This is a genomic window from Lysobacter sp. GQ73 (genome assembly GCF_059758755.1).
In genome coordinates, this window is record NZ_JCAXEE010000003.1 from 415,560 (window position 1) to 429,515 (window position 13,956).

Here is a 13,956-nt window from a genome sequence, read left to right on the forward strand (position 1 = left end):
TCGCGTCGCGGCGGCGGGGCCTCAATCGACGGCGTGCTGACTCGCCAGGCCGAGGTCCAGCCGCACCAGACGGCCGAGACGGTCGCGACGCTGCGCACGCAGATACCAATGCTCGGCCAGTCGTTCGATCCGCAGCGGCGGACGCACCGGTTCGCCCCACAGCGCGAGTTCGTAGTGGCGCTCGTGCAGCCAGTACAGCAGGCGGTTGAGCTCGGCCTCGTCGTCGGGCAGGCGCAGGTCGGCGTCGGCGGGCGGGCGCGGCAAGGCTTGCGGCCCTTGTTCGAGCCAACGCGCGAAGCTGCCGTACAGGGTGTACTCGAAACCGGCCGCGCGGATCGCCTCGAGTTCGGCGCGGGTGCTGTCGAGGCAGACCGTCTCGGGCATCTTCTGGAACACCAGCGCGTATTCGTGGCTGCGGTCGCTGCGGGCGGCGCCCGGCGCCAGCGGTTCGGCTTCGCGCGGATAGCACAGCAGCCGCTCTTCGCGGGCCACGAACAACTCGCCGAGCAGGCGGCCCAGGTCCCAGGCCAGCGGCAGCATGCGACCGTCGATGACCAGGTTCTCGGCCGTCGCGATGCAGAAGCCGCCTTCCGGCAAGGCCTTGCGTACGGCATGGAAGATGTCGCGCAGACGCCGCAGGTAAGCGGCGTAATCGTGTTCGTCGTAAAGCTGGCCGGGGTTCGCGCCGGCCAGCGGCCAGCGGCAACCGAAGTAGGGCACGTTGGTCAGGCACAGGTCGATCGGGCGCGGGATCTCGACCTGCGGCAGGCCGCCGACCGCGATCGGCGCATCGACCCCGTGACGCGCCAGGCGTTCGCGCGCGAGTGCGGCGCGGCCGGAGTCGATCTCGGTGCCGCAGCCGCCGCGGCCTTCGAGCGCGGCGGCGAGCAGGGTGGTGCCGAAGCCGCAGAAGGGGTCGAACACGCATTGCCCGGGCCGGGTGAAATGGCGCACGAACGGCCGCATCTGGCCGACCCAACCGCAGTCGCGTCCGCCCAAGGGATCGCGCTCGCGCAGGTCCTCGGGCAGGCGATGCTCGGGCGGGTCCGGCATCGGTACCCACCAACTACGGCTGTCCATGCGCGGGCTCCCACAGGATGTCGCGGTCGGGCTGCCACCCCGCGCACAGGCGGCCGTTGGCATGGAACACCAGCTTGTAGAGATCGCCGCTGGCATGGCGGCGATGCATCGCGCCGTAGTCGGAGGACTCGAACACCACGTCCAGGCCACGAGGCTCGTCGCGCAGGCGCAGGTTCCAGAAGTAATAGCCTTCGGTGATCCGTTGCGGCGTCAACCGCGGCCACCACGGCGCGGCCATGCAGTCGGCGAGCACCGCTTCGATGGCGACGCGCTCGCGCTCGATGTAGCGGCGGCTGCCGGTGTCGCGGTAGTCCGGCCCGAGCCGCGAGAACTCGCGGAAGATCACCGTGCCGGCGCCGCACTGCAGGGCCCAGTCCAAGTAGGCGTCGATGCCGGCGGCATCGTCGATGCCGCCGTGCTGAAGAATGCAGACCTGGCGCAGCGTCAGCGCCTCGGCGATGCGGCGCGCGACGCCTTCGAACACGGCGGCATCGGCGATGGCCTCGCGTTCGCGAAAGCGCATGATGGCCTGGTTGCGCAGCGGCTCGGGATGATGGCGCGACAGCTCGACCCAGGACAGGCCGAAGCCTTGCAGTGCGGCGATCAGTTCGTCGCCGCGTCCGCGCGCGAAGCCGGCGCCGTTGCTGTAGAGCACGCGCTCTTCGACCGCGACACCGTCGCGTTCGGCCGCGGCGAGCGTGCCTAGCAATTGCAGGAACCAGGTTTCGTCGTCGCTGGCCTCCAGCCCCGACAGCGACCAGGACAGCGGTACGCCGCGCAACTGCGCCAGTGCCTGCGACAGGCTCGCGAAATAGTCGGCGCCGGGCCGCAGGGTCTGCGCGAGCGGGCCGCCTTCGCGGGGGCGCAGGGTTTCCGAGCAGAACCGGCAGCGCGCCGAGCAGGCGCGCGCGGACGCGTAGGGCGTGAAGGTGATGGGTTGGGCGAAGCGGTAGTCGCGGCCGTTCAAGCGGTGCGAGTACCAGCGCGCGGCGTCGTCGCCGGGAGCGCGCCGGGCGAGGTGCGGGGTAGCCGCGCGCAGGCGTTCGAACAAGGGCGAAGCAGCGCTGAGGGGCAGGCTGGCCGGGTCGGCGGCGGCAAGCCCTTCGAGAGGGGCTGGCATGGGCAGGCTCCTGAGGGAGGCGTGCGTGGTCGGGTGGTTATGGATGAGGGGCTGCGTTCGTTTGGCGTCCGTAGTAGCGCCGCCCTCGCCCCGACCCTCTCCCGCAAGCGGGAGAGGAAAACCGTTGCGTCGCGCTTGGCGACTGTTTCGTTGCGGGAGGGGGACCGTCGCGTTGCGCTTGGCCCCTCTCCCGCTTGCGGGAGAGGGGCTGGGGGAGGGCCGCTTGCCAAGCCTCACCGCCAAGGCCTCAATCAACCCTTGTCTCAAAGCCGCGCCGCGTCGGCCAGCGCGCGCACCTGGGCGAAGGTCCAGTCGTTGACGATGCGGCCGTCTTCCCACACCGTCACCATCGCGTCGTCGAAGCCCATCGGCTTGACCGCTTCCTCCAGCGAGGCCGCTTCCGGCGGCACCGGCACGGTCTTGAAGTGGCCGTATTCGCGATGGCGCACCAGAGTCATGCGGCCGCGCTTGCTCGACTTGCCCTTGTCGGTGACCGGGTCCTTGTAGACGTCGATCCATTCGCCGTCGATGCGCGCGGCCGAGCACTTGAGGGCGAACTTCTGGGTGTCGCGGTCGAGCCGCTGCAGCAGGGCGCCGCCCATGCCGAAGGCGAGGTTGTCGGTGGCGTAGCCGTAGCTGGTGATGCGTTCGAGGATGGCGCGGATGCTGGTCGGGTTGATGCCGTCGCCCTGGATCACCCGCACGTGGTTGAGCACCTTGTAGCCCTTGCCGTTGACGGTGTGGCCGAAGGCTTCGTCGAGCATGCTGACGCACTGGTGGACGACGTCGACCGGGTCGCCGGAGTCCGGCCGCACCACCAGGGTCGCGCCGGAGGCGATGACTTCCTCGCGCAGGGTCTTGCCCCAGTGCTCGCGGATCGCATGGAAGATGTCGTAGCTGTCGGAGACCACCGCGACGATCGCGCCGGGCTTGCCGAACTGGGTCAGCATGTTGCGGTAAGCGTCGACCTCGTGCTCGCGGCCCCAACTGGTGATGGTGCTGTGCTCGGCCGCCGGGATCGAATAACCCGCCATCGGCTCGTGGTAGTAGCGGCGCGCCAGCAACAGGCCGGAGACGGTGTCGGTGCCGAGGAAGTTGACCAGGTGCGCGGCGCCGCCGAACGCCGCCGATTCGGTGCTCGACACGCCGCGCGCGCCGAAGTCGTGCAGCTTGAACGGCAACTGGCCTTCCGGGTCGTCGCTGGTGCGTTCGAGGAACTGGCGGATGGTCTGCTTGGCGTGCCAGCTGATCGTCGCCACCGTCACCGGGTACCACAGGCGCAGCAACAAGGTTTCCAGGTACGAGGGCACCCAGTAGGCCTGCGGGTCGGTCGATTCGATCGTCACCAGCGCCTGATGGGTCGGCACCACGGTGCCCTCGGGCACGGCGCGGATGCGGATCGGCAACAGGCCGCCGTGGGTGTCGACGATATAGCGCCAGCCGGCTTCGTTGAACGGCTCGCCGTGGGCGGCGAACAGGTCGCGCGCTTCGTCGATGTCGGCGTGGGTGACCGGCTTGGCCAGGTATTCCTTGAGGATCGCCTGCAGGCCGAAGAACACCGTGCGGTCGTGCACGCCGCCGCGCGATTCCACGTAGAAGAAAGTGGCGTCGGTGCCGGGCGGGTACTGCAGCCAGTGGCTGGCCTTGTAGCTGTCGGTGTTGAGCAGCAGGTTGTCGAGGCATTGCATGACGGGAAGCTCCTTCGCGTCGAGTGTGGCCGGCGGTCTTTCCACCGGCGGAAGCCGGGCGATCCGGACGGATCAGCCGCGGCCGAGAAAGTATTCGAGGATGTGCAGGTGGTCTTCGTACAGTTGCGGGCCCATCTCCAGCGCTTCGGCCACCGCGATCCAGCGCGCCTTGTCGGCGTCGTCGCCGCCGCGCACCGGCGGCAGCTCGCCGCTCGGGAAATCGAAGTGGTAGGCGTGGGTGATGGTGCGGCCGCGCGAGCTGCGCTCGGGATGGTCGAACACGCGCTCGCCCTTCAGCGAGCCCTTCAACACCGGCAGCGGCAGCTTGAGCCGGGTTTCCTCGCGCAGTTCGCGCAGGCAGGCGTCGAGCAGGCTCTCGCCCTGGCCGACGAAGCCGCCCGGCAGGGCCCACAGGCCCTTGCCCGGTTCGGCGCGGCGGCGCACCAGCAGCACGTGGCCGGAATGCACGACGACCGCGTCGGTGGTGACGAAGGTCGGCGGATACGGCGCGTCGGCCCAGGCCGCGCGGTAGCGCTCGATGAACTGGTACTCGGCGACCAGTTGGGTGAAGGCCGGCGAACTCTTGCGGAAGGCTTCGAGCATGTCGAACACCGGGCCGGGCACGTTGGCGCGGATCAGCATCAGGCCGCCGTGGCTGTCGATCTGGTTGGCCTCGAACAGATAGCGGCGCAGCTCGGTCGCCGACAAGGTGGCGGTGTGGCTGACGTCGACCAGCGGCCACTGCGGAAACTCGCGCAGGTAATAGCTGGAGGCGTCCTTGTCCATGCCGACCAGGCCGACCCGCGATTCGCTGCCGCCGCCGTCGTGGCGGACCGCCTCGGCGACGGTGCGCTGCACGCTGGCGATCCACTGGCTCTCGTTGTAGAGATGGTCGCGCAGCGGCTGCACGATCAGGCGATCGCCGGCATCGGACAGGGTGGCCTGGATCATCACCGCGCGCTCGGCGACGGTGAAGGGGTTCTTGATGGTGCGGGGGGTGTCGGCGGAACCGACCAGGAAGATGACCTTGCGGGCCTTGCCCAGCGCGTGGCGGGCGACGGCGGCGTGGCCGTTATGGAAGGGCTCGAAGCGCCCGATGAAAACGAGGTAATCGAATTCGATTGCCATGAGAATCCCTCACGGAGTTGAGCCGCCGCCGGTCTGTCCGAGGGCGTGGAGAAAATGCTACGCCGATGGCGTGCGCCGTCAAGTGCCGGTGTTGCCCGCAAGCTGCGCATACAATCGGCCGACTTTGCATGGAGGCGGCGATGGCGATGATCGTTCCGGAGTTCTGGGCCGAGGCCCGGGTTCACCAGGCCTTCGACAAGGGCCATGTCTCCGGCCGCCGCTCGCTGACGGTGCGTCGCTTCGGCTGGTCGGACGCGAGTCTCGCCGAGGCGCAGGCGATGGCCGACGCCCGGGCGCGCGAGGCGTTCGACCGCATCCTCGCCGGCGAATCCCTGCTCAAGCGCGAACCGCGCGTGCCTTACGACGCCGAAGGCCTGCCGATCCGCGAGCAGATCGTCGAGCGCGACGGCGACCTCGTCGTCACCCGCAACAGTTATGGCGCGCGATGCCTCAACACGCCCGGGGTGTTGTTCGCCGACGTCGATTTCGACGAGCCGGTCTCGGCATGGCGCAAGGGGTATTTCTGGACCTCGCTCGCGCTCGCCATCGCGGTCGGCGCGGCGACGCACTGGGGCCTGGGCGTGCTGACGATGGTCGCGGTGCTGTGGCTGTTCGCGATCGCCGCCGGCTTGCAGTCGCGGCGCAGGCACCGCGCCGACGGCGGCCCGGAAGGCCGCGCGACCGCGCGCATCCGGGCCTTCGTCGCCGCGCATCCGGACTGGCATCTGCGTTTGTATCGCACGCCGATGGGGCTGCGCCTGCTCGCCATGCACCGGGTGTTCGACCCGAACGAGGCGGCGGCGATCGAGTTCTTCGAGGCGATCGGCGCCGATGCGCATTACGCGCTGCTGTGCCGGCGCCAGCATTGCTTTCGCGCCCGGGTCAGCCCGAAACCGTGGCGCATCGGCATGCACAGCTATCTGCGGCCGCGTCCCGGGGTATGGCCGATCGCGGCCGAGCGCATGCCCGAACGCGAACGCTGGGTCGCCGAGTACGAACGCAAGGCCGAGAGCTATGCGTCCTGCCGCTTCGTCGAAGCCCTGGGCAGCAGCGACTATGTCTCGGCCACGCGCAGCGTGCAGCGCGCCCACGACGACTGGTGCAGGGCGACGACGACCTTGCCCCTGGCCTGAAGAAACGGCGGCCGCGCCCGAGCGCGCGGTACACCTGCGCGCCTGGACAATGGCCTGGACCGTCGCGTGAGCCAGCGCGTGACCAGCGCGGGCTCCGGCGAGCCGCGCTCAGGCGCCGGCGACGACCTCGATCCTGACGCCCTCGCAGGCCACCGTCTGGCCCGCGCGGATCTTGCAGGTCTTGCGCAGCTCGACCTGGCCGTCGACCCGGACCGCGCCGCTGGCGACCATCGCCTTGCCGGCGCCGCCGCTGTCGCACAGGCCGACCAGCTTGAGCAATTGGTTGAGTTCGACGTGTTCGTGCTGGGCGTCGAGTTCGAATCGGATCGGTTGCATGCGGGCCGGGCGTGAGCGGGTGGGGCAGGGTCGCAGTGCTGAGACCTGGGCGCAAGACGTTTGCACCGCCGCGGGCGTACTCTCGCGTATGCAGTCGGCCCCCCGCAGCTCGCGCGATCGGGCTCCGGCCGGGCCGCAACGCCTCTCCACCGCCTCGAGGACGCATTCCATGAAGAAAGCCCAGTACGCGCAGCGCGGCCCGGTGCCGCAGGACGTCATCGAGGCGGTCGAGTTCGAAGCGCCGCCGCTCGGCGCCGGGCAGGTGCTGATCGAGGTGCTGGCATCGCCGATCAATCCGTCCGACGTACTCACATTGACCGGCGAGTACGGTCTGCTGCCCCCGCTGCCCGCGGTCGGCGGCAACGAGGGGGTGGGGCGGATCGCCGCGGTCGGGCCCGAGGTCGCCCATCCGCAGGTCGGGCAGACGGTGTTGCTGCCGATCCAGGGCGGCACCTGGGCCACTCACCTGGTCGCCTCGGCCAAGGGCCTGGTGCCTTTGCCGGGCGATGCCGACCCCAAGCAACTGGCGATGATCACCATCAATCCGCCGACCGCCTTGCTCATGCTCAGCGAGTTCGTCGACCTGCAGCCGGGCGACTGGGTGATCCAGAACGCCGCTAATTCCGCGGTCGGCAGCTATCTGGTCCAGTTGGCGAAACTGCGCGGCCTGCGCACGGTCAACGTGGTGCGGCGCGAGTCGGCGGTCGAGGCGGTGCGCGCGGCCGGCGCCGAGGTGGTGCTGGTCGACGGCGACGATCTGGCCAAGCGGGTGCGCGAGATCACCGCGAAGGCGCCGATCAAGCTCGGCATCGACGCGGTCGGCGGAGTGGCGACCCAACACATCGCCCAGGCGCTCGGCGAGGGCGGCATCCTGGTCAACTACGGCGCGATGAGCGGCGAGGCCTGTTCGATCTCGCCGGCATCGTTCGTGTTCCGCGACGTGACCCTGCGCGGGTTCTGGCTGTCGCGCTGGTTCCAGATGGCGACGCCGCAGCGTCGAGCCGAGGTGTTCGGCGAGATCGGTCGCCTGGTCGCGACCGGGCAACTGACCGCGCGGGTGCAGGCGACCTACGGCCTGGACCAGATCAAGCAGGCGGTCGCCGCGGCCGCCGCCGGCGAGCGCGACGGCAAGATCCTGATCCTGCCGAACGGCCCGGTCTGAGGCGGCGGGCATGAGCGTCGAACTGCAGATGCTGGCCTGGTCGATCGTGCTCGCGATCGTGCACTTGCTGGTCGCGGCGGGCTTCATGACCGCGCAGCGCGGCCTGCGCTGGAACGCCAGCGCCCGCGACGGCACCCCCGAGCCCCTGACCGGGGTGGCCGCGCGGGTCGACCGCGCCTGGCGCAACTTCCTCGAAACCTTCCCCTTGTTCGCCGCCGCGGCGCTCGCGGCCGGGCTGGCCGGGCGCGGCAACGACGACACCGCGCTCGGCGCGCAACTCTACTTCTGGGCGCGGCTGGTCTACGTGCCGGTGTACGCGGCCGGCATTCCCTACCTGCGTTCGGCGGTGTGGGTGGTGTCGCTGTGGGGCCTGATCAAGCTGGTCTGGGCGCTGTTGTGATCAGGCCGGGACGGCGGCCGACATGGCGGCCGACCCGGCGGCGTTTGCGCAAAGCGCGCGTTTCGCGCTCGCGCTGAGCTGCTTGATCGCGTACTCCGCGCGCTGCGCCGATGAACGGTCGGGGTGCGGGAACCGCGCCAGCAGTCGCAGCGGCGGGTGCGAACGGGTGTAGCGCGCGCCCTTGCCGGCGACGTGCTCGGCGTAGCGGCGCTCCACATCGACGGCCACGCCGGTGTACAGGCTGCCGTCGCGGCATTCGATCAGATAGACGTACCAGGCGGACATGCCGCATAGCCTAGCGGGGGTCGGGGCCGCCGGAGCAAACGGGCGCTAAAAGTCCGAAGCCGGATAGCGATCACGTCCATACGCCTGCGAACGTCATTGCCAGGTCAGGATGCGCTGACCACAATGGACCCTCCTCTATGGAGTTGCCGCTTGAACGCCGACGCCGAACCGCAATCCACCGTCACCAACCTGCGTCAGCTTTGCGCGCGTTTCGCCAAGCCCCAACTCGGACGGGCCGTCTGGCAATTGATCAACACCCTGGTGCCGTTCGCGATCCTGTGGACGCTGATGGCCTGGAGCGTGGTCGGCGACTGGGGCTACGGCTGGACCCTGCTGATGGCGATCCCGGCGGCCGGCCTGTACGTGCGCACCTTCATCATCCAGCACGACTGCGGCCACGGTTCGTTCTTCGCCAGCAGCCGCGCCAACGATCTGGTCGGGCGCTGCCTCGGCGTGGTCACCCTGTTCCCGTACGGTTACTGGAAGAAGACCCACGCCGTCCACCACGGCACCTCGGGCAACCTCGACCGCCGCGAAATGGGCGACATCGAAACCCTGACCGTGGCCGAGTACCGCTCGCGCTCGTGGTTCGGGCGCCTGTGCTACCGCCTGTACCGCAGCACCCCGGTGCTGCTCGGCGTCGGTCCGCTGTACCAGTTCGTCATCAAGCATCGCTTCCCCTTCGATCTGCCTTTCACCTGGAAGCGCGAGTGGGCGAGCGTGCTGTTCAACAACCTGGCGCTCGGCCTGATCCTGCTGTCGATGGGCTTCGCGATCGGCTGGCACACGGTGCTGATGGTGCACCTGCCGGTGGTGCTGATCGCCGGCGCGGTCGGCGTGTGGCTGTTCTACGTCCAGCACACCTTCGAAGACGCCTACTGGACCCGCAAGGACGACTGGAACTCGCACGAGGCGGCGATCGCCGGCAGCTCGTTCTACGACCTGCCGCAGATCGTGCATTGGTTCACCGGCAACATCGGCTACCACCACATCCATCACCTTTCCAGCCGCATCCCGAACTACCGCCTGCGCGAGGCCTACGAGTCGAGCCCGCTGCTGCAGGCCGCACCGCGCCTGACCATCTGGTCGAGCCTGAAGTGCGCGCGCCTGAAGCTGTGGGACGAAGAACTAAAGCGCATGGTCGGTTTCCCGAAGCGCGCGCGCGTCGAAGCCGTCGGCGCCTGAGCCGGGCTTGAGAGTGCCACCGTGCAGCGCAAGGCTGCACGGTCCGGGGCGGGGCGCCCCTGATCGATGATCCCATCAGTCTCGCGGCGATACTTCGCCGCCGGGGCTTGGCAAAGCGAACGCCTGGCGCGGCCGCGCCACTGCTCCCGAACCTGAAGCTCGCGCCGGGCCGGCCCGACCGGCGGCGCTTGACTTCGGGTAAGGCGGAATTAGTATTTTAGTTAATTAAGCAAATATCCGGGGCCGCGGTTTCCGCCTGATGCAGGACAAGATCTTCGAAGCCCTGGCCTCGTCGCCGCGACGGCAGATCCTGGCGTTCCTGTCCGAGCGCGAACTCAGTGCCGGCGACATCGCCGCGCGCTTCGAGATGAGCGCGCCGGCGATCTCGCGGCATCTGTCGGTGTTGGTCAACGCCGGGCTGATCAGCAGCGAGCGCCGAGGCCAGTTCGTGGTCTACAGGCTGGTGCCCGACAACCTGGTCAACACCCTGACCCAGTTCGCCTTCGAGATCTGCCCGGTCGGCGGCCCGCTCAAGCGCGAAAGCCGGCGCGCCAAAGAGCCACCGGCTAAGCCCCCCGCTCGCCAGCTCTAGTTCCTGGTTTCTAGCTCCTAGTTTCTGGTTCCTGATCCCCGGTTCCTGATTCCCAGTCCCTGGTTACTAGCCCCGGGCTCAAGCCGCCTGCGCGCGCTGCCGATAAAACTCCAGGATGACCTCGCTGAAATCGCCGATCAGCCAGTCGGCCAGCGGCACCGCATACCAGTTGAAGCCGGTGCTGACCCGGTAATCCATGCGGATCGTCAGCTCGGTCGCGTCGCCGCGCGGGGTCAGGGTGTAGGTGGTGTCGCGCAGGTCGAAGTAGTCGCCGCCGATGCGCACATGGTCGTCGAGCGCGCCGGCCGGCACCGAGTCTTCCTCGAACAGGTACTGCCAGCGCACATGGCGCTGCGCCTGCCAGTCGCTCGACATCTGGCGGAAGTGGATGCCCTTGCCCATGCGCACCTCGCGCACCAGGCCGGTGTCGGTGCGATGAGTCACGCCGGCGAGCGGGGTCGGCACGCCGATCCGGTACATCCAGGCACGATCGACCTCGGCGGCCTGGATATGGTCGGCGTCGAGCAGATGCTTCCAGACTTCGGCCGGCGCCGCCTGGATGAGGACGCTGCGTTCGACATGCTCGAAGCGCTGCGGGGTTTCGTTGCCGACGCCGAGTGCGGCCAACACCACCGGCAGGGCGACGAAGCTGTAGACGGTCGGGGTGGCGGAGCGTTGGTTGAGGCGGCAGATCGCTCCCATCACCACGCCGCCCAGCCCGCCCATGGCCGCGAACAAGGGCAAGGCCATCAGCACGCAGATCAGCCCCTCGAGCATCATGAACATGCTGCCGAGCACGCACAGCGACACGCTGAGGACCGGCATGAAGAAGTGATACCCGATGCCGCGCGGCTTGATCTTCTCGGCCAGGTACACGGTGACCGCGCCGATGGCGAACGGCGCAAGCACGATGAACACCCACAGCATGGTCGCGAAGGCGGTGCCGGGCTGGCCATTGAAGGCCAGGCGCAGCAGCAGCCCGATCAGGGCGCCGCCCAAAACCGGCGCGATGCCGGCCAGGACGGCGAGGCCGGGACTCAGGCGCCGCGCCGGCGGTGCAGTCGCAGGTTGCGCCAACGGCGCAGAGGCGGGCAGCGGCGGCGGGACAGGCGACGGCGGCAGTTCGGGCGGTTCGGTGCTCATGGGACGGTCCGGGTGAGTCGGGTGGACGCGGCATCGGCGAATGACGCCGCGCGGGTCGGTTCCAGGCGATGCAGTTCCTCGCGCGGCGGCAGGTCTTCGGGCAGGCGCAGGCGCCAGACCAGGCCGATCCGTTCGCAGGCGCGCAGCAACCACCAGCCCGGGTCCCATTCGCCGGCATACAGGCCGAGCCGCGCCGAGCCCGGGAAGGCGTGATGGTTGTTGTGCCAACACTCGCCCATGGTCAGCAGCGACATCCAGCGCACGTTGCGGCCCTGCACGGCGGCGCCGCGGACCTCGTGATGCATGCCGCCGTGATTGTGGGCGAAATAGCCGACCAGCCAGTGACCGAACACGCCGGCGGTGACGCGGGCGCAGACGCCCCAGAACACCCAGCCCCAGCCACCGATCGCGAAGCAGGCCAACGCCCAGGGCAGGTGCTGCCACATCCAGGTGCGTTGCAGGAAACGGTAGTAGCGATCCTCGGCGATGCGCGCTTCGATCTCGATGCGCGGCGGCGCGCTCAGCCGCAGTTCGCAATGCAGCTGCCACCAGGCGTCGACGGCGAAGGCCCTGCGATGGGCGAGGTAGTCGTGGCAGTCGGGCAGGCGCTGGGCGTAATCGCGCAGGTCGTGGGTACGCACCAGCCCGATCGGGCCGGCCAGGCCGACCTGCACGCCGCAATACACCAGCAGGTACTCGAGCCACTTCGGGCAGGCGAAACTGTCGTGGATCAGCTTGCGGTGCATGCCGAGCGAATGGCCCAGCAACAGCACGGTCGCGGTCGACACGACGAACAAGGCGAACGCCGGCCAGCTGAAGGTTGCGATGCCGCCGACCACCGCGCCCAGCGCCATGCCGGTGAACCACAGCGAGCGCACCGGTTCCCAGACCACGCGGCCGTCGCTGACGCTGCGGACCGAGGCGAGCCGATCGGCCTGCGACCGGACGCGGTGCAATCGCAGGCTCTCGGGCAATGCGTTCATGACCTCTCCCTGGTGGAACGTGTCGAGCGTGGTGTCCGGGCAATGGTTCGACCGGTGGTGCCGCGCGGAGGCCTGCCGCCGGCGAGACCCGGTACGCGGTGCGGCCGGCACTGTTGCAGGTATTCAGCAATTAACTAATTTGCTAAATGATTCTTCGGCCTTCCGACAGCGTCAAGCGCTTGCCGACGAGCGGTCGGGGAAGGGCGCAAGGGGGCAGGAGCGAGCGACACGCCGCGCAGCGCCGCCGGCAGAAGGGGGAAGGCGGCAACGAAAGACTATCGATGCGGTCGCGAGAGTGCGCCCCCTGAGGGGTTGCGCTTACGCTGTCCGAGTGTCGGCGAACTATGCTGGCGCGAAGATTGGCTTGCAGATCGCGAGATGCCCCCGCCGCCGACCGCCTGCATCGGAACGGCGTTGCCCGACGGGACAGCGCGCCGCAGCTCAACCGTAATCGATCGCCAGCACTTCCACCGCCAGATCGCCGGCCGGCCGCTTCCACACCACGCTGTCGCCGACGCGCGCGCCGTGCAGCGCGCGCGCGAGCGGCGATACCCAGCTGATCAGGCCGAGCTCCGGGTCGGCTTCGTCTTCGCCGACGATGCGGTAGCGGTACTCGCGGCCGTCGTCGTCGATCATTTCGACCCGGGCGCCGAAGGCGACCCGGTCGGCGGGCTGGCGCTCGGGCGCGATGGTGATCGCGCCGAGGATGCGCGCCTGTAGCCAACGCATTTCGCGCTCGACGTGGGCGCGTTCGAGCCTGGCGCCGACCGCCTCGGCGTCGACCGCGGCCAGGCGCCGGACCGCGTCGTCCAGGCGCGCGCGCAGCAAGCCCATGCCGCGCGGGGTGACGTAGTTGGGATGCTCGCTGATCGGCAGTTCGGGCAGATCGCCGGCGCTTTCGTCGCCGTCGCCTTCTTTGACGAACGCGCGGCTCATGGATGCAGGCAAGACGGAATCATGCCGTCACGATAGGCGGCGCGGCGTTGTCGCCGGGTGAGCGCGCGGCAGCGGGCGCGGCGTTCGCGCCTATTCGACGAAGTCGAACAGGCGATAGATCCACGACAGCTGATAGACCAGGCTGGCGGCGACGAAGGCGCGGTGGAAGGTTTCCGAGCGGGTGCGGATCGCGACCAGGCACAGCAGCACGTAGCTGAGGTTGCGCAGCGGGTACTCGATGCCGAAGCTGTCGAAATAGGCGCGGCCCTTGATCAGGGTGTCGCCGAAATCGATCAGGTAGGACATCGCCATGATCCCGAAGAACCACTTGCGCCGCGACTGGAAATAGTCGCGCCAACTGCCGTAGTCGCCGATGTCGTCGGGAAACAGCAGGGTGCACAACAGGTACAGCACCACCACGTACAGGATCAGGAAAGCGTAGGCGACGAAGCTCCACTGCACGTGATGGACCAGGCGGAACTCCCACCACCAGAAGTGCGCGAGCAGGGTGAACATCGAGATCGCCCAGGCGATGTGCACGCCGTAGACGCGGTCGCGGCCGGGGTGCTGGACGAACCGGGCCAGGCCCTTGAGCAGAGTGGTGATGGCCAGGCCCAGGACGATGCCGAGCAGGACGCGGATATGCAGGAACTGCTCCATGACGGGTCTCCAGGCCGGATCGGCAAGGGGGCGGGGCAGGCAGGACCGCAGGGCGGACGATGCCCGCAGCATAGGCCGGACCGCGCTCGCCGGGGAGGCTGAGAGCGTCATGACGACCGCGAATC

At 69.0% G+C, this 13,956-nt stretch carries 15 protein-coding genes; 5 read left to right on the top strand and 10 right to left on the bottom strand.

What is annotated here, in order from left to right:
- Nucleotides 1-21 precede the first annotated feature (21 nt).
- From AC6CH2_RS11700 to AC6CH2_RS11715, 4 genes are all read right to left on the bottom strand, one after another.
- Nucleotides 22-1,080: a DNA methyltransferase gene (locus AC6CH2_RS11700; protein WP_498269366.1), complete on the bottom strand. Its 1,059-nt coding sequence runs from the start codon at nucleotides 1,078-1,080 to the stop codon at nucleotides 22-24.
- Nucleotides 1,067-2,200: a hypothetical protein gene (locus AC6CH2_RS11705; RefSeq protein WP_498269367.1), complete on the bottom strand. Its 1,134-nt coding sequence runs from the start codon at nucleotides 2,198-2,200 to the stop codon at nucleotides 1,067-1,069. The genes AC6CH2_RS11700 and AC6CH2_RS11705 overlap by 14 nt, the downstream gene beginning before the upstream one ends.
- Nucleotides 2,201-2,463: 263 nt before the next feature.
- Nucleotides 2,464-3,888 (bottom strand): nicotinate phosphoribosyltransferase, encoded by a 1,425-nt coding sequence (locus tag AC6CH2_RS11710; protein ID WP_498269368.1) that lies wholly within the window; start codon nucleotides 3,886-3,888, stop codon nucleotides 2,464-2,466.
- Nucleotides 3,889-3,960: 72 nt separating this feature from the next.
- Complete coding sequence (locus tag AC6CH2_RS11715) at nucleotides 3,961-5,016, bottom strand: bifunctional nicotinamide-nucleotide adenylyltransferase/Nudix hydroxylase (protein WP_498269369.1); 1,056 nt, start codon at nucleotides 5,014-5,016, stop codon at nucleotides 3,961-3,963.
- Between the two features lie 140 nt (nucleotides 5,017-5,156).
- Here AC6CH2_RS11715 and AC6CH2_RS11720 point away from each other — a divergent pair, with 140 nt between their 5' ends.
- Nucleotides 5,157-6,149: a hypothetical protein gene (locus AC6CH2_RS11720; RefSeq protein ID WP_498269370.1), complete on the top strand. Its 993-nt coding sequence runs from the start codon at nucleotides 5,157-5,159 to the stop codon at nucleotides 6,147-6,149.
- A gap of 108 nt (nucleotides 6,150-6,257) precedes the next feature.
- On the opposite strand, the gene AC6CH2_RS11725 is transcribed toward AC6CH2_RS11720, so the two are convergent.
- Nucleotides 6,258-6,485 (bottom strand): RNA-binding S4 domain-containing protein, encoded by a 228-nt coding sequence (locus tag AC6CH2_RS11725; RefSeq protein ID WP_435394646.1) that lies wholly within the window; start codon nucleotides 6,483-6,485, stop codon nucleotides 6,258-6,260.
- 169 nt (nucleotides 6,486-6,654) lie between these two features.
- Between AC6CH2_RS11725 and AC6CH2_RS11730 the strand changes: the two genes are divergently transcribed.
- A complete protein-coding gene (locus tag AC6CH2_RS11730; RefSeq protein ID WP_498269371.1) occupies nucleotides 6,655-7,647 on the top strand; it encodes a zinc-dependent alcohol dehydrogenase family protein in 993 nt (330 codons plus the stop codon).
- Between the two features lie 10 nt (nucleotides 7,648-7,657).
- Nucleotides 7,658-8,047 (top strand): MAPEG family protein, encoded by a 390-nt coding sequence (locus AC6CH2_RS11735; protein WP_498269372.1) that lies wholly within the window; start codon nucleotides 7,658-7,660, stop codon nucleotides 8,045-8,047.
- On the opposite strand, the gene AC6CH2_RS11740 is transcribed toward AC6CH2_RS11735, so the two are convergent.
- Nucleotides 8,048-8,332: a GIY-YIG nuclease family protein gene (locus tag AC6CH2_RS11740; RefSeq protein ID WP_498269373.1), complete on the bottom strand. Its 285-nt coding sequence runs from the start codon at nucleotides 8,330-8,332 to the stop codon at nucleotides 8,048-8,050.
- A 150-nt stretch (nucleotides 8,333-8,482) separates the two neighbouring features.
- Between AC6CH2_RS11740 and AC6CH2_RS11745 the strand changes: the two genes are divergently transcribed.
- Together AC6CH2_RS11745 and AC6CH2_RS11750 are read left to right on the top strand one after the other, a co-directional pair.
- Nucleotides 8,483-9,517 (top strand): fatty acid desaturase, encoded by a 1,035-nt coding sequence (locus AC6CH2_RS11745; RefSeq protein ID WP_435394642.1) that lies wholly within the window; start codon nucleotides 8,483-8,485, stop codon nucleotides 9,515-9,517.
- A gap of 259 nt (nucleotides 9,518-9,776) precedes the next feature.
- Nucleotides 9,777-10,109, top strand: a complete 333-nt coding sequence (locus AC6CH2_RS11750) for a metalloregulator ArsR/SmtB family transcription factor (protein WP_498269374.1) — start codon at nucleotides 9,777-9,779, stop codon at nucleotides 10,107-10,109.
- A 78-nt stretch (nucleotides 10,110-10,187) separates the two neighbouring features.
- Here the strand turns inward: AC6CH2_RS11750 and AC6CH2_RS11755 are convergent, their stop codons facing one another.
- The 4 genes from AC6CH2_RS11755 to AC6CH2_RS11770 all read right to left on the bottom strand — a co-directional run bounded on the left by AC6CH2_RS11755 (nucleotide 10,188) and on the right by AC6CH2_RS11770 (nucleotide 13,831).
- Nucleotides 10,188-11,252 (bottom strand): SRPBCC family protein, encoded by a 1,065-nt coding sequence (locus AC6CH2_RS11755; RefSeq protein WP_498269375.1) that lies wholly within the window; start codon nucleotides 11,250-11,252, stop codon nucleotides 10,188-10,190.
- Entirely contained in the window at nucleotides 11,249-12,235 is a 987-nt protein-coding gene (locus tag AC6CH2_RS11760) for an acyl-CoA desaturase (protein WP_498269376.1), read from the bottom strand. Before AC6CH2_RS11760 ends, AC6CH2_RS11755 begins: the two co-directional genes overlap by 4 nt.
- Before the next feature lie 441 nt (nucleotides 12,236-12,676).
- Nucleotides 12,677-13,183, bottom strand: coding sequence for a GreA/GreB family elongation factor (locus tag AC6CH2_RS11765; RefSeq protein WP_498269377.1), 507 nt, complete (start codon nucleotides 13,181-13,183; stop codon nucleotides 12,677-12,679).
- A 78-nt stretch (nucleotides 13,184-13,261) separates the two neighbouring features.
- The gene (locus AC6CH2_RS11770) at nucleotides 13,262-13,831 is read right to left on the bottom strand and encodes a hypothetical protein (RefSeq protein WP_435394637.1); all 570 of its coding nucleotides are present in this window, start codon (nucleotides 13,829-13,831) and stop codon (nucleotides 13,262-13,264) included.
- Nucleotides 13,832-13,956 lie beyond the last annotated feature (125 nt).

Excerpts from the sequence above, each read along its gene's own strand:
- AC6CH2_RS11720 (WP_498269370.1), top strand. The coding sequence starts at position 5,157 with ATGGCGATGATCGTTCCGGAGTTCTGGGCCGAGGCCCGGGTTCACCAG.
- AC6CH2_RS11750 (WP_498269374.1), top strand. The coding sequence starts at position 9,777 with ATGCAGGACAAGATCTTCGAAGCCCTGGCCTCGTCGCCGCGACGGCAG.
- AC6CH2_RS11740 (WP_498269373.1), bottom strand. The coding sequence starts at position 8,332 with ATGTCCGCCTGGTACGTCTATCTGATCGAATGCCGCGACGGCAGCCTG.
- AC6CH2_RS11755 (WP_498269375.1), bottom strand. The coding sequence starts at position 11,252 with ATGAGCACCGAACCGCCCGAACTGCCGCCGTCGCCTGTCCCGCCGCCG.
- AC6CH2_RS11770 (WP_435394637.1), bottom strand. The coding sequence starts at position 13,831 with ATGGAGCAGTTCCTGCATATCCGCGTCCTGCTCGGCATCGTCCTGGGC.
- AC6CH2_RS11735 (WP_498269372.1), top strand. The coding sequence starts at position 7,658 with ATGAGCGTCGAACTGCAGATGCTGGCCTGGTCGATCGTGCTCGCGATC.
- AC6CH2_RS11760 (WP_498269376.1), bottom strand. The coding sequence starts at position 12,235 with ATGAACGCATTGCCCGAGAGCCTGCGATTGCACCGCGTCCGGTCGCAG.
- AC6CH2_RS11700 (WP_498269366.1), bottom strand. The coding sequence starts at position 1,080 with ATGGACAGCCGTAGTTGGTGGGTACCGATGCCGGACCCGCCCGAGCAT.
- AC6CH2_RS11705 (WP_498269367.1), bottom strand. The coding sequence starts at position 2,200 with ATGCCAGCCCCTCTCGAAGGGCTTGCCGCCGCCGACCCGGCCAGCCTG.
- AC6CH2_RS11710 (WP_498269368.1), bottom strand. The coding sequence starts at position 3,888 with ATGCAATGCCTCGACAACCTGCTGCTCAACACCGACAGCTACAAGGCC.
- AC6CH2_RS11725 (WP_435394646.1), bottom strand. The coding sequence starts at position 6,485 with ATGCAACCGATCCGATTCGAACTCGACGCCCAGCACGAACACGTCGAA.
- AC6CH2_RS11715 (WP_498269369.1), bottom strand. The coding sequence starts at position 5,016 with ATGGCAATCGAATTCGATTACCTCGTTTTCATCGGGCGCTTCGAGCCC.
- AC6CH2_RS11730 (WP_498269371.1), top strand. The coding sequence starts at position 6,655 with ATGAAGAAAGCCCAGTACGCGCAGCGCGGCCCGGTGCCGCAGGACGTC.